Consider the following 17,702-nt stretch of genomic DNA (forward strand, 5'->3'; position numbering starts at 1 on the left):
CGGTACGGGCCCGCCGTCGCCGAGGGCCCCGGACCGTGGGCCTCAGCTCCGTACGGCCGAGCCCCGCTCGCTGAGCCGTGGCGCGCACAGCATCCGCTTGCGCCGGACGCGCCGCCCCTCGATCGCCGCGACGGCCAGCCGCGCCGCCTCCTCGGCGATGCCGGTGAGGCCCCAGTCCAGCGTCGTCAGGGGCGGTGTGAGCACCCGGGAGACGGGGTGGTCGTCGAAGCCGACGACCGAGACGTCCCGGCCGACCGTCAGCGCCGCCTCGGCCGCCGCCGCGTAGACCCCGTACGCGATCGAGTCGGAGAAGCAGAACACCGCCGTCGGGCGGGCCGTCCCGGCCGCCCCGCCCGCGCGCAGCACGCGTCGCGCGACCGCCGTCGCCTCGCCCAGTTCCTGGGCGCACGGCAGGACTTCGGCGGCGATGCCGAGGCGGCCCGCGGCTTGCCGTACGTACACGTCGGCGGGCCGGTCCGGGGTGGAGGGCCCGGTGGGGGTCAGGACGGTGACCCGGCGGTGGCCCAGCCCGGCCAGGTACTCCAGTACGGCGTCGATCCCGGCGCGGTTGTCGAACAGCACCTCGCCCGCCGTACGGGCGCGCCGCAGCGAGTCGCCGATGGACACCACCGGCACCGCCTCCGCGATCTGCGCCCAGCCCGCCGCCGAGGGGTCGACCGGCGCCACCAGCAGGCCGTCCACGCGCTGGTCGCACAGCTGCTTGGCCAGGACCAGTTCGCGCTGCGGGTCGCCGCCCGCGTCGAGGATGAGGGCGTAGCGGTCGCCGGCGAGCAGCTCCCGTCCTATCGCCGCCGTCAGCTGCTGCTGCCACAGGTCCTGGAGGTCGCCGGCCAGCACGCCGACCATGCTCGTACGGCCGCCGGCCAGGGCGCGGGCGATCGGGTCGGCCTCGTAACCGAGTTCGGCGGCGGCCTTGCGCACCCGTTCCTCGGTCTCCTTGGAGACGTGCGTGCCGCGCAGGGCGTAGGAGACGGCGGCGGTGGAGAGCCCGGTGGCCTCGGCCACCTCGCGGAGGGTGGTGCGCTTACGGGGCCTGGCCATGCCGGGAGCCTACCCAAGCACCCGGCGTGCACCGCGCGTTGCGGCGCGCGCCCGCCGCCGCGTGCGCGTGGCCGCCCCGCCGTTCCCTTGACAGCCGCTCCGGTTAATCGCTTCACTCCATCGCATCACTGAAGCGGTTGACCCCCGGTCGCCCCGGCCTTCCTGTCCGGCCGCCGCAGCGGCCGGTCTCCCTACCGACCGGCCACCTCCCAGGCCGCCCGCCCCCGACCGGCCACCTCCCCGACCGGCCTCCTTGTCGGCCGCATCCGCACGGAGGAAGCCCGTGCCCACCGACGTCCACCAGCATCTCTGGCCGCCACCGTTCGTCGCGCTGCTGCGCGCCCGTACCGCGCCGCCCCGCCTGGACGGCTGGACCCTGCACCTGCCCGGCGAACCCCCGTACGCGGCCCGCCCCGCCGACCACGACCCCACCGCCCGCACCGGGCTGGCCCGCGCCGACGGCCTCGACCGGGTGCTGCTGTCGCTCTCCAGCCCCCTCGGCGTCGAGTACCTGCCGCCCGCCGCATCCGTACCGCTGCTCGACGCCTTCCACGACGGCGCCCTCGCGCTGCCCGCGCCCTTCGGCGTCTGGGCCTCCCCCTGCCTGTCCGGCCCCAGCGTCGCCCCGGGCCCCGTCGTACGCCTGCTGCGCCGCGGCTGCGTCGGACTCCAGCTCCCCGCCACCGCCTTGCCCGACGCCGCCGGGTGGGCGCGCTGCGCGCCCCTCCTCGATGCCGTGGAAGACCTGGGCAGGCCCCTGTTCGTGCACCCCGGGGCCGCTCCCCCGGCCCCGCCGGGCAGCCCTGCGTGGTGGCCCGCTCTGGTGCCGTACGTCCAGCAGCTGCACGCCGCCTGGTGCGCCTTCCGCGCCTTCGGCCGTCCCCGCCACCCGCGCCTGCGCGTCTGCTTCGCCGCCCTCGCGGGCCTCGCCCCGCTGCACGGTGAGCGGCTGGCCGCGCGCGGCGGCCCGGACCGCGGGCGCGTCGACCCCGGCGTCTTCTACGACACGTCCTCCTACGGGACGCGCGCCGTGGACGCGGTCGTGCGCGCCGTCGGCATCGACGCCGTGGTGAGCGGCAGCGACCGCCCGTACGCCGTACCGGACGTGCCCGAGCTCGGCGCCGCCGCCGTACACGCCCTGCGTACCGCCAACCCCGCCCGCCTCCTCGGCCCGGCGTAAGGAGCCCGCCCATGTCCTCCGAACCCCGCACGGCCCCCGCGCCGCACGACCTCCCCGCACTCTTCGCCGCCCTCCCCGCCCGCAACCTCGGCAAGCGCGAACTGCGCACGCTCGTCGACCGGCTGGCCCAGGCGCCCGGTCTCTGGCGCGGCGAGGTCGCCTTCTCCGACGCCGAGCGGCACTACGCCTCCCTCCACCGCGACGCCTATGTCGACATCTGGCTGCTGTGCTGGACCCGGCGGAGCGACACCGGCTGGCACGACCACGACCTCTCGTCCGGCGCGGTACGCGTCGTCCAGGGCGCGCTGACCGAGTCCAACCCGCGCATCGGCGGCACCCACCTGACCACCTCCGTGCCCGCCGGTGTCTCCTTCTGCTTCGGTCCGGACCACATCCACCGCCTCACCGGCGCCACCGACGACGCGGTCTCCCTGCACGCGTACTCGCCGCCGCTGTGGCGGCTGGGGCAGTACGCCATCACCGAGGACGGGCTGATGCGCCGCCTCCCGGTCTCGTACGCGGACGAGCTGCGCCCCCTGGAGGCCGCCGGCTTTTCCGGTCCGGGGTCTTGATTTCTCCATTCACCCGCACCGATCCTGCATCAACTCATACAGCCGATGCGGGGAAGAGGGCGGCCCATGGCGGCAGTGGTGGAACAGCGCTCGATCGAGGTCGTCCCGGACGACGAACGCCACGGCACGCCCGTCAGCCAGTTCACCCTGTGGCTCGGCGCCAACCTGCAGATCACCGCCGTGGTCACCGGCGCGCTGGCCGTCGTCTTCGGTGCCGGCGCCTTCTGGTCGCTGGCCGGCCTGCTGCTCGGCAACCTCCTCGGTGGCGCGGTCATGGCGCTGCACTCCGCCCAGGGGCCGCGCCTGGGCCTGCCGCAGATGATCTCCTCGCGGGCGCAGTTCGGGGTGCGCGGCGCGGTGGTGCCGCTGGCGCTGGTCATCGTCATGTACATCGGCTTCTTCGCCAGCGGTACGGTGCTGGCCGGGCAGGCGGTCGGCGAGCTGACGCATCTGGGCGCCACTGCGGGCATCCTCGTCTTCGCCGCGGTCACCGCCGTCGCCGCCGCGGTCGGCTACCGGCTCATCCACCTGCTGGGCCGGGTCGCGAGCGTCGTGTGCGCGCTGGCGTTCCTCTACCTCGGCGCCCGCCTGCTGGAACGTGCCGACCTGGCCGTACTCCTGCACGACCGGTCCTTCTCCTTCCCCCTCTTCCTCCTCGCCGTCTCGCTGTCCGCCTCCTGGCAGCTGGCCTTCGGCCCGTACGTCGCGGACTACTCCCGCTACCTGCCCCGGCACACCTCCACCCGCGCCACCTTCTGGTGGACGCTGTCCGGCTCGGTCCTCGGCTCGCAGTGGTCGATGACCTTCGGCGCGCTCGCCGCCGCGGCGGCCCCCACCGCCTTCGTCGGCCACGAGGTCTCCTACGTCGTGTCCCTGGGCGGCGCCGGACTGACGGCCTCGGCGCTGTACTTCGTCATCGCCCTCGGCAAACTGACCATCAACGTCCTGAACACGTACGGCGGCTTCATGTCGCTGGTCACCAGCGTCAGCGGCTTCCGCGGCCGTACCACCCTGACACCGCGCGGCCGGGCCGCCTACATCACCGGCATCATGCTCGTGGGCACCGCCGTCGCCCTGCTCGGCAAGGACTCCTTCCTCACCTCGTTCAAGGACTTCCTGCTGTTCCTGCTGACCTTCTTCACCCCGTGGTCGGCGATCAACCTGGTCGATTACTACCTGATCTCCAAGGAGCGGTACGACATCCCGGCGCTCAGCGACCCGGCCGGCCGCTACGGCGCCTGGAACGGCAAGGCGCTGGCGGTGTACGGGGCCGGGGTGCTGGCCCAGTTCCCGTTCCTGGCCACCCACTTCTCCACCGGCCCGCTGGTCGCCCCGCTCGGCGGCGCCGACGTCTCCTGGCTCGTCGGCCTGGCCGTACCCGCCGTCCTGTACCGGTCCTTCGCCCGCCGCGACACCGGCCGCATCCCGCCCGCCGCGGCGGGCGAGCCCGGCCGCACCCCCGCGAATACGGGGGAAAGCCCTACCGCGCGGCCCGCTCCCCGTCCGTAATCTCGGCAGTATGGCTACCCATGACCCCGAGTTGCGGAAAGAACTCGACGCGACGCTCCAGACCCGCAAGGAGCTGGGTCCGGAGTACGAGTCCGAGTTGGTCGAGAGCTTCCTGGAGAAGCTCGACAAGACGGTCGACCAGCGGGTGCGCCGGCAGTTCGCCGAGCAGCAGATGCAGGTCGCGCGGGGTGCGCAGCCGCCCCGCCGGCGGCCGGCGCGCGGCGGCTTCGGCGAGCGCTTCGGCTTCGCCACCGTCTCCCTGGTCCTGGCGATACCGCTGTCCGCGATCGGCGCGGTCCACGCCGACCTCGTCGGACTGCTCGTCAGCTGGGCCGGGATCGTCGGCGTCAACGTGGTGAACTCGTCCGGCTTCCTCAGGCGGACGCCCGGGGAGCGCGAACGGGAGGGGGACGGGTGGGGGTGAACGGCCCGGTGTGCAGACCGGTGTGCAGACCGCTACGGACAACGCGTGGGCCGGTACAGACGCGTGGGCCGGTACGGACGTGCGGACCGGTACGGGCGTGCGGACCGACTGGTTGCGCGGGGACCGCCGCACCCCGGCCGGAGCCGGGGGCGGGACGACGGCGGTCCCCGCGGGGGACGCGGACCGGATCAGGGCCGGTGCCCGCGTCCGGGCGATCTGCGGAAGGTCCGGGAGCCGCTCCGGAAGTCCGTGTCGCCACCGCCACTACTGTGCCGGGCCCGTGTTAAGCCCGTGCTGCGAGCGCGTGACACATACGTACACCTTGCGGCGTCCGCCCGTTTCCTGACGGCCACTTGACGCCGGCTGTCCTCGGCGCGGTGGACCGTACGGACCGGGCCCCGGCGGTCCTTCCTCAGCCCTGCTTGGCCTCGCGGGCCAGGAAGGCGAGCAGGTCCTGCCGGCTCACCACGCCCTTCGGCTTGCCCTCGACCAGCACGATCGCCGCGTCCGCCTTCTCCAGGACGGTCATCAGGTCACCGACCGGCTCGCCCGAACCGACCTGCGGCAGCGGCGGGCACATGTGCTTCTCCAGCGGGTCGTCGAGCGACGCGCGCTGCGCGAACAGCGCGTCCAGCAGCTCCCGCTCCACGACCGAGCCGACGACCTCCGCCGCCATCACGTCGGGGTGCCCGGCGCCCGGCTTGACGATCGGCATCTGCGAGACGCCGTACTCACGCAGCACGTCGATGGCCTCGCCGACCGTCTCCTCCGGGTGCATGTGCACCAGCGAGGGCAGCGCGCCCTCCTTGTGCCGCAGCACGTCGCCGACCGACGCCGAGGGCCCGGCGTCCTCCAGGAAGCCGTAGTCGGCCATCCACTCGTCGTTGAAGATCTTGCTGAGGTAGCCGCGGCCGCTGTCCGGCAGCAGGACGACGACCACGTCGTCCGGGCCGAGCCGCTCGGCGACCTCCAGGCCCGCCACGACCGCCATGCCGCAGGAGCCGCCGACCAGCAGGCCCTCCTCCTTGGCCAGCCGCCGGGTCATCTGGAAGGCGTCCTTGTCCGAGACCGCGACGATCTCGTCCGCGACCGTACGGTCGTAGGCGCTCGGCCAGAAGTCCTCACCGACGCCCTCGATCAGGTACGGACGGCCCGAGCCGCCGCTGTAGACCGAGCCCTCCGGGTCGGCGCCGACGACCTTGACCCGGCCCTCGCTGGCCTCCTTCAGGTACTGGCCGGTGCCGCTGATCGTGCCGCCGGTGCCGACGCCCGCGACGAAGTGAGTGATTTTCCCCTCGGTCTGTTCCCACAGCTCGGGACCGGTCGTCTCGTAGTGCGAACGCGGGTTGTTCGGGTTGCTGTACTGGTCCGGCTTCCAGGCGCCCGGCGTCTCACGGACCAGCCGGTCCGAGACGTTGTAGTACGAGTCGGGGTGCTCGGGGTCCACCGCCGTCGGGCAGACCACGACCTCGGCGCCGTACGCCCGCAGCACGTTGATCTTGTCCGTGGACACCTTGTCAGGGCAGACGAAGATGCACTTGTAGCCCTTCTGCTGGGCCACGATCGCCAGGCCCACACCGGTGTTCCCCGAGGTCGGCTCGACGATCGTGCCGCCCGGCTTCAGCTCGCCGGACTTCTCGGCGGCCTCGATCATCCGTACGGCGATCCGGTCCTTCACGGACCCGCCCGGGTTGAAGTACTCGACCTTCACCAGGACGGTGGCCTGGATCCCTCGGGTGACGTTCCTGAGCTTCACCAGCGGGGTGTTGCCGACGAGCTCGATCATGGATTCGTAAAACTGCACGGTGGTCTCCGCTGTCGGGGGCGCGCTGTCCTGCGCCCATCCGGCCAGCCTATTGCCCGCCCCTCCGGGAGTCGCCGCGCGTTGCGCGGCCCGTCCGACGGGGCACCACCTTGTTGTACCGCTTCTTGTTCCGGCCGCTACGACATCCCGTTCCGGGCCTCGCGGCCCCCATCCACCGCCGGTTCCGGCCCGAATCCACCAGCACAGCCATTTCACGGTCCGTACGTACTGCACGGGGAGGTGCCCGGCCTATGCCGATGACGATGTCCAGGGCGAGGGTGGCACGGCGGATCGCCGCTGCCGCCGCGGTGGGCGGCGGCGGGATCGGTCTGCTCGGCGTGGCCGGTGTCGGCCTGCTGCTGACCGAGGTCCGCCTCGCCCGCCGTACGGTCGGCGGCTCCAGCGCCGTACCGCCCAGCGCGGACGGCCGCTACGGGGCCGCCTTCGCCCACCGCACCGACCGGCCGCCGCTGCGGCTGGCCTTCCTCGGCGACTCCACCGCCGCCGGCCAGGGCGTCCACCGTCCCCGCCAGACGCCGGGCGCGCTGCTCGCCTCCGGCCTGGCCGCCGTCGCGGAACTGCCCGTCGACCTGCGCAACGTGGCGCTGCCCGGCGCCCAGTCCGACGACCTGGACCGGCAGGTCACGCTGGTCCTGGCGGAACCGGAGCCGGCGCCCGACGTCGCCGTCATCATGATCGGCGCCAACGACGTCACCCACCGGATGCCGCCGGCCCGCTCCGTACGCCTGCTGTCCGACGCGGTGCGCCGGCTGCGCGAGGCGGGCTGCGCCGTGGTCGTCGGCACCTGCCCCGACCTGGGCACCATCGAACCCGTCTACCAGCCGCTGCGCTGGGTCGCCCGCCGCCTGTCCCGCCAGCTCGCCGCCGCCCAGACCATCGGGGTGGTGGCGCACGGCGGCCGTACGGTCTCGCTCGGCGACCTGCTCGGCCCCGAGTTCGAGGCCCACCCCCGCGAACTCTTCGGCCCCGACAATTACCACCCCTCCGCCGAGGGCTACGCCACCGCCGCGATGGCCGTACTGCCCACCCTGTGCGCCGCACTCGGCCTGTGGCCCGAGGAGGAGCACCCCGAGCCGCACCGCCGCGAGGGCATCCTCCCGGTTGCCCAGGCCGCCGCCCAGGCCGCCGACGAGGGCGGCACGGAAGTCACCCCGACCCGCACGCCATGGGCCCTGCTCAAGCACCGACGCCGACGCCAGATCCCCGCAGCGGAGCCGACACGGTCGACAGTGGAAACGAGCCCACCCACCGATTGAGCACGAACCCCAGCAAAACCAAGCCCACCCGCCCATCAAGGACGGACCCCAGCAAAACCGATCTTGCCCGGCGATTAACGACGAACGCCCGGTAAAACTAAGCCCGCATGCCGATCAAGGACGAACACCAGCAAACCCAAGCTCGTCCGGCGATCGAGGACGAGCATCAGCAAAATCAAGCCCGTCCGGCGATTGAGGACGCCCGCCGCAGGCGCACCCCACCCGCAGACACCCCCACCGCACCCTCACCCCCACCCCCCGCCCCTGCGAGGCCTAAGCACGCGCTTAGAAAAGAGTCCCGTTTCACAGCGCCGACTGCGTGACCTGCGCCCTACGGACGGGTAACTTCCCCCACAGCCCTGCCCGTCCGCCAGTCACCCTCTGGAGCCCTCATGCCCGAAGCCGTGATCGTTTCTGCCGCCCGCTCCCCGATCGGCCGTGCCTTCAAGGGCTCCCTGAAGGACGTGCGCCCGGACGACCTGACCGCCGAGATCATCAAGGCGGCGCTCGCCAAGGTCCCCGCGCTGGACCCGAAGGACATCGACGACCTGATGCTGGGCTGCGGCCTGCCCGGCGGCGAGCAGGGCCACAACCTGGGCCGCATCGTCGCCGTACAGATGGGCATGGACCACCTGCCCGGCTGTACGGTCACCCGCTACTGCTCCTCCTCCCTCCAGACCACCCGCATGGCGCTGCACGCCATCAAGGCGGGCGAGGGCGACGTCTTCATCTCGGCGGGCGTCGAGACCGTCTCGCGCTCCGTGAAGGGCACCTCGGACGGCATGCCCGAGACCCACAACCCGCTGTTCGCCGACGCGGAGGCGCGCACCGCCGCCCGCGCCGAGCAGGAGGGCGCCGACTGGCACGACCCGCGCGAGGACGGCCTGCTGCCCGACCCGTACATCGCGATGGGGCAGACCGCCGAGAACCTGGCCCGCGCCAAGGGCGTCACCCGCCAGGACATGGACGAGTTCGGCGTACGGTCCCAGAACCTCGCCGAGCAGGCGATCAAGAACGGCTTCTGGGAGCGCGAGATCACCCCGGTGACCACCCCCGACGGCACGGTCGTCAGCACGGACGACGGCCCGCGCGCGGGCGTCACCCTGGAGGGCGTCCAGGGCCTCAAGCCGGTCTTCCGCCCTGACGGCCTGGTGACGGCGGGCAACTGCTGCCCGCTCAACGACGGCGCCGCGGCCCTGGTCGTCATGTCCGACACCAAGGCCCGCGAGCTGGGCCTGACGCCGCTGGCCCGGATCGTCTCGACGGGCGTCAGCGGCCTGTCGCCGGAGATCATGGGGCTCGGCCCGGTCGAGGCGTCCAAGCAGGCCCTGCGCCGCGCGGGCCTGGGCATCTCCGACATCGACCTGGTGGAGATCAACGAGGCGTTCGCCGCCCAGGTGATCCCCTCGTACCGGGACCTCGGCATCGACCTGGACCGGCTGAACGTCAACGGCGGCGCGATCGCCGTCGGCCACCCCTTCGGGATGACCGGTGCCCGCATCACCACCACGCTGATCAACTCCCTCCAGTGGCACGACAAGCAGTTCGGCCTGGAGACGATGTGCGTGGGCGGCGGCCAGGGCATGGCCATGGTCATCGAGCGCCTGAGCTGACGCCGGCCGGGGCCGGGCGCCGTCCGCCGTGGGCGGCGCCCGGCCGACGGGCCGGAGGGCCCGCCGCCCGGCGCCCGCGGCCCGCCGCCGCGACCGTACGTGTCCGTAGGGGCCCGTACGCCCCCCCTGGGCGCCCCACCCGCACCCTGCGTCCCAACTGGCGTACGCAGAGCGACTGTCGGTGAGCTGGGTCACCGGTTGACGAGATCGCGACCAAATCTCCCCCAGGATTGTGACCAAACCCCCCACAGGACCACGTACCCGCAGGTCAGCGCGGCGTCACCCGAACGCACGAGGTCCAAATCCCCGTCCGGTCAAGGACCAGAGGCACTGGGCCCGGTCGCCGACGACCGGCAGCCTGATGTAGGAAGTCGGGGGACATTCTGCTAATGGGAGTACGTCAGTGAGCGCCATCACTCTTGCCCTGCTGCTGGCCGCGGCGGTCGCCGTGGCCCTGGGAGCGGCCGCCCTGCACACCGCCCACGCGCTGCGCCGCCAGGTCACCGGGCTGCGCGCCGAGCTCCTGGCCGCGCACGCGGAGGCCCGCGCCGAGGCGCGGGCGCGGTCCGCCGCCGCGAGCATCCCCGCCGCCCGCACCACCCCGGACGCCGGGCACGCCCTCGCCGACATACGGGCCGCCGTCGCCGACGCGTTGGCCGAGGAGCGGGAGCGGGAACTCGCCGAGGCCCGGGCCTTCTGGGCCGCTCAGGAGGCCAGGGACGCCGCCGACGCCCCGTCCCTGATGGGCCCGCTGGACGGCGGCGCCGACCACCTCGACCCGCATGAGCGCCTCGACGACGCGTACTTCCTGCCCCGGCAGGCGGACCTCGTCGGGCTGGAGCCGCTGCTGGGCCCGGACGCGCCGCACGCCGCCGACGCCCTGTACGCCGTCGACGGGCCCGGCGCCCTGGAGCCGGTGGAGGCGTGGGAGAGCGAGGCCGCGGAGGAGGCCGAGTCCGCCGAGCTGGCCGCCGCGCGCCGCCGCCACCCCTCGCACCCGGACTTCACCCCGTCCCCCGCCGTCGGGGACCACGAGCGCACCGTCGGCCGCCTGGAGGAGCTGGCCCGCGACCGCACCCCGCTCGCGGACGTGCGCCCCGGCCCGCTCGGCACCCTGGACGTGTACGTCTTCACCGACGGCACCACGGTCTGCATGACGCCCGGCCACCGCGAGACGGCCGAGCGCGTCGCCGCGGCCCTGCGCGAGGGCTGCGCCCCCGTCCTCCTGGGCGGCTCGGGGATCTCCGGCGCCTACGCGCTGACCTTCTCGTGGGGCCCCGCGACCACCGACAGCGTCTACATCCTGGCGGACCGCGTCATCGCGTCCCTCTGAGATTCCGTCCGGAAGCAGTCGTTCCAGGGGGCTCCCGCAGGCCGCACCGGGCCCCCAGGGGCCCCCACAGGCCGCACCGGGCCCAGGGGCTCCCGTGGACCGCACCGGACCCCAGGGGCCTCAGCAGCGCGCCGCGGCCCCCCGTACCAGCTCCACCGCCGCCGTCAGCTCGCGCTCGTCGCCGGCGGCGCGTACCGCCTCCACCAAGTCGTGTCCGGCCACCGCCACTTGGTCACCGACCGCGAACATCCCCGCGTCCGGCAGCTCGTACGGCTCCTGTCCGGGGCGTTCGACGCGCTGCGCCCGGGCCGCCAACTCGCGGGCGAGCGCGAGCGCTTCGGCCGCGGCACCGCGCGCCAGGGCGCTCTGCGGCAGCGCCCGCAGGCGGTCGGCGAGGGCGTCCACGGCAGTCTGCAAAGGCGTCACGTCAAGCACAGACCGAGCTTATGCGCCACTCCCGGGTGGTTGCCAACACCCCAACGGTCAGGCACGGTGGGCTGAAGGACCAGCATCGAACGCGTCCGGAGGCGCCGATGTCTCAACTCTTCTCCGAAGAGACCCACCGGAACCTGCTCTCCCGCATCCCCCACTGCACCGGCCGTGAAGTCTCCGACTGGCTTCGCACGGTAGATGAAGGCCCCGCTCTCTTCCGCTTCGAGGAGAAGGTCAGCTGGCTCCGCGGCGAGCACAACCTCGCTTACGGGCACGCCAAGGCGATCGTCCACGAATACGACCTCAGGCGCGCCGCGCGCAAGCTGTAGCCGTGCTGCCGCACAGAACGCCGAAGGGCCCGTGGGAACACATCCCCACGGGCCCTTCGTCAGGTACGGCCGGTGTCACGGCGCCGGGCGCCGCACGCCGCGGCGCCGGGCCTCAGTCCCGCAGGATCGAGATCAGCCGCAGCAGCTCGGTGTAGATCCACACCAGGGTCACGGTCAGGCCGAACGCGGCCAGCCACGACTCCTCACGCGGCGCGCCGTACGCGATGCCGTCCTCGACCTGCTTGAAGTCCAGGGCCAGGCACAGCGCGCCGAGCACCACGCCGATGACGCCGAACAGGATGCCCAGGCCGCCGCTGCGGAAGCCGAGGCCGTCACCGCCGCCGAAGACCATGAACAGCATGTTGACCATCGACAGCAGCACGAAGCCGAGCATCGCGATGAGCAGGTAGCGCGTGAAGCGGGCGGTGACCCGCACGATGCGGGTCTTGTAGGCGACGAGCATGGCGACGAAGACCGCCATCGTGCCCATCACCGCCTGCATGGGCGCGCCGCTGAGCTTCGGGATGTCGTTGATCGCGCCGCTGAGCGCGCCGAGGAAGATGCCCTCGAACGCCGCGTAGGTCAGGATCAGGGCCGGCGACGGCTTGCGCTTGAAGGACTGGACGAAGCCCAGCACCATCGCGATCAGACCGGCGCCGACGGCGAAGCCGAGGCTCTTGGTCAGGAAGATCCAGCCGACCGCCGCGCCGGCGATCACCGTGCCGAGCGTCATGCCGGTACGCAGCACGACGTCGTCCATCGTCATCCGGCGGGTCTGCGGCGCGTACTGCGGCGCCTGCGTGCCCGGCGCGGCGTCCTGGGCGTACGGGTTGCCGCCCTGGGCGTACGGGTTCGTTCCGGCGTAAGGGTTCGCTGCGGGGCCCCCGGCCTGCGGCGGCGCGTCGAAGCCCGCGTAGCCGTTGTTGTCGCGGCTGAACCCCCGTCGCGAGAAGACCGGGTTGCTGCTCCTCATCTCACTCCTCCATGGCCGCCCTGCGCGGCCTTCCCACAAGGGTAATGGCTTGGCAAAAGCACGTTCTAGTTCTTGAGCAGGATCTTCACCGCAACTTCGGGTGATCAATCCCGCACGGGGACGATTCCCCCGGTGGGTCACGTCCTGTAGGACGCTCGGGAGGCCGGGAAGGTGCCCGGACGCCGTTGAGGGACCGTACGCGGGAGGCGCACGGTCCCTCAACGGGTTTCGGCGGCCGGTGGCCGGCCGCCGGCGGGTCACTCGTTGTTGACACCATTCTGGGACAGGAGAGGCAGCTTGTCGATGAGGTGCGACAGTGCCTGGTCCTGCTGCGACTCGGTCGAGTTCTCGACACACTGCTGGTTCTGGTCCGAGGACAGGATGTCCTGTACGCCGATGTTGACCAGCGCCACGATGTTCTGCACGTTCGTGATCGGGATACCGATGCACAGCTTGTTCAGCGAGTTGCCGATGAGCGTGGCGCTCGGGCTCATGTCGCCCTCGGTCCTGTTGTTGCCGAACGCCTGGGCCGAGTGGTTGCCGTTGGCCGTCCCCGTGTCGCGGCCGTCGCCCACCGCCATGGCCTGCGGAGCCGCCGCCGCGGAAACACCGACCAGAGACGCGGCAACCGCCACGCCCGCCATCATCTTGTTCATCTCGAAACCCCTTCAGGAAATGAACTCCCATGACGAAGGGAGCCCTGTAAGAAACAACCCGGTACGGCCGGGAAAGTTGCGCATCATCACCCGAACAGATCGACATTCCAGCTCTCCGCCCGCGATCCCACTCTTACGGGTGGGCTTTCGGCAGCGCGTTCCGGGGACGATTTCCCCGGCCCGCCGGACAGTGAAAGGACGAGACTTACCGAATGATCGCCCCCGTGGACGCGATGCGCGTGAAAGAGGAAATCGTCGACGCGGTACGCCGCGGCGACGATGCCGGTGTCGACACCCTGCTCGGCCGTTTCGCGCGGGTGGCCGATCTGGAGGCGCTGATGAGTCTGCGCCGGGCTCTGCTGGAGCAGCCGGACGAATCCGGCGGCTGATACCGGTGTGCGCACCGGTATCGCAGGGAAAAGGGCCCGCCCCGCCGGCCGGCGGCATTGCGGGCCCTCCTCCCGGTCACGCAGCGACGGTGCGGGTCACTGGTTGTTGGTGCCGTTCATGGAGAGGACCGGCAGCTTGTCGATGAGGTGCGACAGCGGCCCGTCACCCTGGACCTGGGACGAGTTCTCGACACACGTCTGCGTCTGGTCCGAGGACAGGATGTCCTGGACACCGACGTTGACCAGCGCCACGAGGTTCTGCACGTCCTGGACCGGCAGCGCGATGCAGGGCTTGTTGAAGGAACCCTGGATGAGCGCGAACTGCGGGCTCATGTCCCCCTCGGTGGCGAAGTTGCCGTAGGTCTGGGCCGCACTGTTGCCGTTGGCCGTGGCGACTTTACGGCCGTCTCCGACGGCTTCCGCCTGCGGGGCGACGGCGGCCGCGATGCCCACAAAGGAAGCAGCCGTGGCCACTGTCGCCAGCGCCTTCTTGATCATTTTCGATCCTCCGCGTTTCGGGATGCCCTTTACCCGGGGCAGTCTGAACAACTCGGTGTGACGAGCTTGGTTTTGCTCCATCACTCAAATGATTTCGGGTACAACTGAGCGGGAGGCTGTGCTGCCGACGGCCGCACCGGCCGCCCGCTCCCGCCCCGACACCCCGGTATTCGGCCGCTTTCCGGCCGGGCCGTGAATTCGGCGTACCGCGCGGCCGACCTTTAGGAGCCGGGCGGCTTCGCCACCTCGACACCCCGCAGCGCCGGCGTCTTCTGGGTCACATTTCCGACGGTGTTCAGCAGCTTCTTGGTCGCGCGGGATTCCTGGAGGCCGGCCGTCGTGCCTTCGACGGTCTTGACCACTGGGTCCAGTTGCCGCCCGTCCAGTTGCTTATTGGTCAGGGCATCCGCAAGGCCACCGTTCAGGCTGAAACTCGGCACCTTCCCCGGGGTGCCTGCGAAAGCGGGGGACACCGCAGCCAGGGCCATGACGGAACCAGCCAGGACCCCGGCGGTCTTCGCGTACTTCACTTTCAGCTTTCCTTTCCTGAGCGGTACTGCCCGCGGTCGTGGCCACACACACGCCGCGTGCGCATCCCCGGCGCTGCCCGGTTCACCGCTTCTCAGTGATTGAAATGTCCGGCCAGAAAGGGAAACTCCGGCGGGGTTCCGCGCTTCATGGCCCTCGAACTGCGAGCGGCCCCGGCACGCGTGGCTGGCGCGCCGGGGCCCTTCGCTCCATCCGCTGCTACCCGTTCGACGCGGTACGTCAGTCGTTGACGCAGGTGTTGCCGAACGCCGGGTTCAGCAGACCGATGATGTCGATCGAGTTCCCACAGAGGTTGACCGGGATGTGGATCGGAATCTGGAGAACGTTGCCGGAGAGGACGCCGGGGGAGTTCTGGGCGGCGCCCGAGGTACCCGCGTCGGCGAACGCCGGAGTGGCGGCTCCAGCCGCCATGAGCGTTCCAGCAGCGACTGCGGCAACCTTCGCGTACTTCACTTTCAGCCCTTTCCGCAGCGGAGTCTGAAACGGTCACGTCCTTCGTGCCGCACGGGCGCCCTCTTGCTCGCCCGTAACACCGCTACCAATATTCGTAACGATTCGTCCGCGCTGACGAAACTCCCGCGAAGTCGATTTTCACGAGGAATCGCCCATATGGTTCAGCGCGGCCCAGATAGAAGAGTGGGGGAATGCGGGAACTGCTTGCGCCTTTTTGTGAAGCGCAAAGGCCCGAGCCGTTCAGGAGGAGAGAACCGACGCCCCGGGCCTTTTACGGCAGTCCGGCTCAGCTGTTGTTGACGCCGTTCTCGGACAGCAGCGGAAGCTTGTCGATGATGTGCGACAGCGCCTGGTCGCCCTGCGACTCGGTCGAGTTCTCGACACACTGCTGGTTCTGGTCCGAGGACAGGATGTCCTGTACGCCGATGTTGACCAGGGCCACGATGTTCTGAACGTTCGTGATCGGGATGCCGATGCAGGGCTTGTTGAGCGTGCCCTGGATCAGGCTCAGCTGGGGCGCCATGTCGCCCTCGGTGTCGGAGTTGCCGAATGCCTGCCCCGCACCGTTGCCGTTGGCTGTCGACGTGCCGCGACCGTCACCGACCGCCATGGCCTGCGGAGCCGCCATGGCCGAGACGCCGACGATGGACGCAGCTACGGCCGTCGTGGCCAGGAACTTCTTGATCACGATTCACCCTTCTCGAAGCGGAGTGCCCGTTTCCGGAGCGTCCTGGACAACTCGCGTCCGCCAGTTCAGTTTCGCCGGTTCACCCGAATGCCACGAAACCGTAGACACATATCACCGCATCGCCGGGTCGCCGGTCCCAGGTCCGCGAACAACAACTCGCGGAGCGCCGACGGTGCGGCCTGAATCGCGAAAATGAGCGAGAGCGCCATCGGCTCCGCTCACCGTGCCTTTCCCCGTGGTGGCTGCCATAATCCCGCCACGCAGAGAAAGGCCCCGCGTTCCGCGGGGCCTTTCCTGGTCTCAGCGGTTCGGCGGCCAGAGGTGCCGCCCGTCCCGCGGAAGCCGGTTCACTGCTCGACGTTGCCGATCGCCAGGCCGACCTTGGTGACGTTCTTCTTGTACTTGAACTTGTACGTGTCGTTGTCGTTGTACGTGTACGCCTTGTTGTCGTTGTACTCGTTGTGCTCCTTGTGCACCCGGTCACAGTGGAACTTGCCGTACTTGGCACCGCAGTTGCTGCCGGCGGTGAGCCGCGGCGCGTCGTCCCAGGACGCGGCGGAGGCCATGCCCGAGAGCGGAACGACGGCAAGGGCGGCGACGGCGAACGCGCCGGCGGTACGACCGATGAACTTGCGCATGCTTTCTCTCCTCGTGCGCAGAAATGTGACACGGGATGTCTACCGCGCCCGTGATCGGTCGAACACGTGGTGCCATGTGATATATCTGTTCGGGTCCGAAGTGCGACCATTTGCAGCACCAGCGTTTCCCCCGCGGAAATGCTTGCGCTATCCACGGTCTCGCGCCTGCGCACGGCACGCCAATGCGGGCCCGGCCCGCGCCCGCCCATAGGGCGCGGACACCCCGTGCCGGCCAGGGCGGGCCCCGGGCAGGGAGCGCCGCCCGGCACACTGGACTGGAGCGGGGACGCGCCCCGGGAGTCCGGCCGTGCCCGGGCGCACACGTGGAGGAGCGATGTCCCAAGGCAGGCGGCACCTGACGATCACCACGGTCGTCGACGCCGACGCGTGTGCGGTGCTCCGGGTGGCCGGGGAGCTGGACGTCCACGCGGAGCGGCAGTTCCTGGACGAGGCCGGGGCCGTGATCGCGGCCGGGCACCGGTTCCTGGTGCTGGACCTGACCGCGCTGCGGTTCTGCGACTCCCGCGGCCTGAACTGCCTGCTCGCCCTGGAGTGGCTGTGCCGGCGGATGAACGGGCGGCTGCTGCTCGCCTCGCTGGGCGTCCGCGTCCTGCACGTACTCGTGGTCACCCGCGCCGTGGACGCCCTGGCCTGCTTCCCCACCGTCGGCCACGCGCTGGCCGCCGTCCCCGAGGAGATCCGCCCGGCCTGGCCGCCCGGCGGAACGGTGGCCGCCGACGGCGCCGACAGCGCGGACCGGGACCGGACCGCTCCGTAAGGATCCGGCGCACCGCGGCGGGGTTGGTGGCGACGGACGGGGCCGACGGCGCATCACCACGCGCCGCCGTCAAACCCCGGCCACGGCCTGCTTGTTGTGGGGGCGGGACGGGCTGACGGGCGACCGGCGGTCGGCAGCTCGCACGGCTGTGCCCGGAGCCGGACTTGAACCGGCACGGCCCGAAGGCCAGCGAGGTTTAAGCTCGCCGTGTCTGCATTCCACCATCCGGGCCTGGGATCCCCCATGCCACCTCAAAGGGGGCAGCACGAGCCTAGCCCGCAGTACCGTCTGAACAGGGGGCCGTCTTCCCGAGGTTGTCTTATTTTATTGGCAACTGAGGGGTCATCAGCGGCTGGTACGGGCCATCGGCACATGCCTGCGGCCCACCCCTGCCGCTCGGGCGCCTGCCGCGGGCCGGGTCCGGATTGACGGAAACTCGACGCCGCGCGTGCGCCCCCGCGAGCGCCCTCCCGCCCCTTCGCACCTCAGGGTCGCCGTCATACCCAGGGATGACCGCCTGCCCGCGCGCTACGCCCCAGGGCTTC

20 protein-coding genes and 1 tRNA gene are annotated in these 17,702 nt (G+C 71.3%); 10 read left to right on the forward strand and 11 right to left on the reverse strand.

Translation table 11 applies throughout. The features are described from left to right. Positions 1 to 42 precede the first annotated feature (42 nt). On the reverse strand, positions 43 to 1,062 hold the full coding sequence (locus tag AB0L45_RS26340; protein WP_365844024.1) for a LacI family DNA-binding transcriptional regulator: 1,020 nt from the start codon (positions 1,060 to 1,062) through the stop codon (positions 43 to 45). A 283-nt stretch (positions 1,063 to 1,345) separates the two neighbouring features. Between AB0L45_RS26340 and AB0L45_RS26345 the strand changes: the two genes are divergently transcribed. The 4 genes from AB0L45_RS26345 to AB0L45_RS26360 all read left to right on the forward strand — a co-directional run bounded on the left by AB0L45_RS26345 (position 1,346) and on the right by AB0L45_RS26360 (position 4,747). Further along, positions 1,346 to 2,242: an amidohydrolase gene (locus AB0L45_RS26345; protein ID WP_365844026.1), complete on the forward strand. Its 897-nt coding sequence runs from the start codon at positions 1,346 to 1,348 to the stop codon at positions 2,240 to 2,242. Positions 2,243 to 2,253: 11 nt separating this feature from the next. After that, positions 2,254 to 2,814, forward strand: coding sequence for a cysteine dioxygenase family protein (locus AB0L45_RS26350; RefSeq protein WP_365844028.1), 561 nt, complete (start codon positions 2,254 to 2,256; stop codon positions 2,812 to 2,814). A 66-nt stretch (positions 2,815 to 2,880) separates the two neighbouring features. After that, positions 2,881 to 4,323, forward strand: a complete 1,443-nt coding sequence (locus AB0L45_RS26355; RefSeq protein ID WP_365844030.1) for a cytosine permease — start codon at positions 2,881 to 2,883, stop codon at positions 4,321 to 4,323. Positions 4,324 to 4,333: 10 nt separating this feature from the next. Further along, the gene (locus AB0L45_RS26360; protein ID WP_365844032.1) at positions 4,334 to 4,747 is read left to right on the forward strand and encodes a hypothetical protein; all 414 of its coding nucleotides are present in this window, start codon (positions 4,334 to 4,336) and stop codon (positions 4,745 to 4,747) included. A 412-nt stretch (positions 4,748 to 5,159) separates the two neighbouring features. Here AB0L45_RS26360 and AB0L45_RS26365 read toward each other — a convergent pair whose 3' ends face one another. Next, positions 5,160 to 6,551 (reverse strand): cystathionine beta-synthase, encoded by a 1,392-nt coding sequence (locus AB0L45_RS26365; RefSeq protein WP_365844034.1) that lies wholly within the window; start codon positions 6,549 to 6,551, stop codon positions 5,160 to 5,162. 263 nt (positions 6,552 to 6,814) lie between these two features. Between AB0L45_RS26365 and AB0L45_RS26370 the strand changes: the two genes are divergently transcribed. From AB0L45_RS26370 to AB0L45_RS26380, 3 genes are all read left to right on the forward strand, one after another. Then, positions 6,815 to 7,828 (forward strand): SGNH/GDSL hydrolase family protein, encoded by a 1,014-nt coding sequence (locus AB0L45_RS26370; protein ID WP_365844036.1) that lies wholly within the window; start codon positions 6,815 to 6,817, stop codon positions 7,826 to 7,828. Positions 7,829 to 8,220: 392 nt separating this feature from the next. Continuing rightward, a complete protein-coding gene (locus tag AB0L45_RS26375) occupies positions 8,221 to 9,441 on the forward strand; it encodes an acetyl-CoA C-acetyltransferase (protein ID WP_365844038.1) in 1,221 nt (406 codons plus the stop codon). A gap of 403 nt (positions 9,442 to 9,844) precedes the next feature. Continuing rightward, positions 9,845 to 10,774, forward strand: coding sequence for a hypothetical protein (locus AB0L45_RS26380; RefSeq protein WP_365844040.1), 930 nt, complete (start codon positions 9,845 to 9,847; stop codon positions 10,772 to 10,774). Positions 10,775 to 10,894: 120 nt separating this feature from the next. Here the strand turns inward: AB0L45_RS26380 and AB0L45_RS26385 are convergent, their stop codons facing one another. Beyond that, positions 10,895 to 11,209, reverse strand: a complete 315-nt coding sequence (locus AB0L45_RS26385) for a hypothetical protein (protein WP_365844042.1) — start codon at positions 11,207 to 11,209, stop codon at positions 10,895 to 10,897. Between the two features lie 98 nt (positions 11,210 to 11,307). On the opposite strand from AB0L45_RS26385, the gene AB0L45_RS26390 reads away from it, so the two are divergent. Next, positions 11,308 to 11,535 (forward strand): DUF4287 domain-containing protein, encoded by a 228-nt coding sequence (locus AB0L45_RS26390; protein ID WP_003984087.1) that lies wholly within the window; start codon positions 11,308 to 11,310, stop codon positions 11,533 to 11,535. Positions 11,536 to 11,647: 112 nt separating this feature from the next. On the opposite strand, the gene AB0L45_RS26395 is transcribed toward AB0L45_RS26390, so the two are convergent. Then, positions 11,648 to 12,508, reverse strand: a complete 861-nt coding sequence (locus tag AB0L45_RS26395) for a Bax inhibitor-1/YccA family protein (RefSeq protein ID WP_365844044.1) — start codon at positions 12,506 to 12,508, stop codon at positions 11,648 to 11,650. Between the two features lie 257 nt (positions 12,509 to 12,765). Then, positions 12,766 to 13,164 carry a rodlin gene (locus AB0L45_RS26400; protein WP_365844046.1) on the reverse strand — a complete coding sequence of 133 codons (399 nt, stop codon included), beginning with the start codon at positions 13,162 to 13,164 and terminating at the stop codon, positions 12,766 to 12,768. Between the two features lie 224 nt (positions 13,165 to 13,388). Between AB0L45_RS26400 and AB0L45_RS26405 the strand changes: the two genes are divergently transcribed. Beyond that, positions 13,389 to 13,553: a hypothetical protein gene (locus tag AB0L45_RS26405; protein WP_365844048.1), complete on the forward strand. Its 165-nt coding sequence runs from the start codon at positions 13,389 to 13,391 to the stop codon at positions 13,551 to 13,553. A 96-nt stretch (positions 13,554 to 13,649) separates the two neighbouring features. On the opposite strand, the gene AB0L45_RS26410 is transcribed toward AB0L45_RS26405, so the two are convergent. The 5 genes from AB0L45_RS26410 to AB0L45_RS26430 form a co-directional block, all read right to left on the reverse strand. Continuing rightward, a complete protein-coding gene (locus tag AB0L45_RS26410) occupies positions 13,650 to 14,051 on the reverse strand; it encodes a rodlin (RefSeq protein ID WP_365844050.1) in 402 nt (133 codons plus the stop codon). A 221-nt stretch (positions 14,052 to 14,272) separates the two neighbouring features. Further along, positions 14,273 to 14,581, reverse strand: a complete 309-nt coding sequence (locus AB0L45_RS26415) for a hypothetical protein (protein ID WP_365844052.1) — start codon at positions 14,579 to 14,581, stop codon at positions 14,273 to 14,275. A 238-nt stretch (positions 14,582 to 14,819) separates the two neighbouring features. Then, positions 14,820 to 15,053 carry a chaplin gene (locus AB0L45_RS26420; RefSeq protein ID WP_031009422.1) on the reverse strand — a complete coding sequence of 78 codons (234 nt, stop codon included), beginning with the start codon at positions 15,051 to 15,053 and terminating at the stop codon, positions 14,820 to 14,822. A 286-nt stretch (positions 15,054 to 15,339) separates the two neighbouring features. Continuing rightward, positions 15,340 to 15,741 carry a rodlin gene (locus AB0L45_RS26425; RefSeq protein ID WP_365844054.1) on the reverse strand — a complete coding sequence of 134 codons (402 nt, stop codon included), beginning with the start codon at positions 15,739 to 15,741 and terminating at the stop codon, positions 15,340 to 15,342. A gap of 347 nt (positions 15,742 to 16,088) precedes the next feature. After that, on the reverse strand, positions 16,089 to 16,379 hold the full coding sequence (locus tag AB0L45_RS26430; RefSeq protein ID WP_365844056.1) for a hypothetical protein: 291 nt from the start codon (positions 16,377 to 16,379) through the stop codon (positions 16,089 to 16,091). A gap of 334 nt (positions 16,380 to 16,713) precedes the next feature. Between AB0L45_RS26430 and AB0L45_RS26435 the strand changes: the two genes are divergently transcribed. Further along, complete coding sequence (locus AB0L45_RS26435) at positions 16,714 to 17,157, forward strand: STAS domain-containing protein (RefSeq protein ID WP_365844058.1); 444 nt, start codon at positions 16,714 to 16,716, stop codon at positions 17,155 to 17,157. 149 nt (positions 17,158 to 17,306) lie between these two features. Here the strand turns inward: AB0L45_RS26435 and AB0L45_RS26440 are convergent. Then, positions 17,307 to 17,388, reverse strand: a tRNA-Leu gene (locus tag AB0L45_RS26440). Between the last annotated feature and the right edge of the window lie 314 nt (positions 17,389 to 17,702).

Source organism: Streptomyces sp. NPDC052496, from assembly GCF_040679095.1.
Taxonomy (GTDB): Bacteria; Actinomycetota; Actinomycetes; order Streptomycetales; family Streptomycetaceae; genus Streptomyces.

Coding starts and splice junctions, on each gene's coding strand:
- AB0L45_RS26430 (WP_365844056.1), bottom strand. CDS start 16,379: ATGCGCAAGTTCATCGGTCGTACCGCCGGCGCGTTCGCCGTCGCCGCC.
- AB0L45_RS26355 (WP_365844030.1), top strand. CDS start 2,881: ATGGCGGCAGTGGTGGAACAGCGCTCGATCGAGGTCGTCCCGGACGAC.
- AB0L45_RS26360 (WP_365844032.1), top strand. CDS start 4,334: ATGGCTACCCATGACCCCGAGTTGCGGAAAGAACTCGACGCGACGCTC.
- AB0L45_RS26395 (WP_365844044.1), bottom strand. CDS start 12,508: ATGAGGAGCAGCAACCCGGTCTTCTCGCGACGGGGGTTCAGCCGCGAC.
- AB0L45_RS26410 (WP_365844050.1), bottom strand. CDS start 14,051: ATGATCAAGAAGGCGCTGGCGACAGTGGCCACGGCTGCTTCCTTTGTG.
- AB0L45_RS26370 (WP_365844036.1), top strand. CDS start 6,815: ATGTCCAGGGCGAGGGTGGCACGGCGGATCGCCGCTGCCGCCGCGGTG.
- AB0L45_RS26435 (WP_365844058.1), top strand. CDS start 16,714: ATGTCCCAAGGCAGGCGGCACCTGACGATCACCACGGTCGTCGACGCC.
- AB0L45_RS26375 (WP_365844038.1), top strand. CDS start 8,221: ATGCCCGAAGCCGTGATCGTTTCTGCCGCCCGCTCCCCGATCGGCCGT.
- AB0L45_RS26340 (WP_365844024.1), bottom strand. CDS start 1,062: ATGGCCAGGCCCCGTAAGCGCACCACCCTCCGCGAGGTGGCCGAGGCC.
- AB0L45_RS26400 (WP_365844046.1), bottom strand. CDS start 13,164: ATGAACAAGATGATGGCGGGCGTGGCGGTTGCCGCGTCTCTGGTCGGT.
- AB0L45_RS26390 (WP_003984087.1), top strand. CDS start 11,308: ATGTCTCAACTCTTCTCCGAAGAGACCCACCGGAACCTGCTCTCCCGC.
- AB0L45_RS26350 (WP_365844028.1), top strand. CDS start 2,254: ATGTCCTCCGAACCCCGCACGGCCCCCGCGCCGCACGACCTCCCCGCA.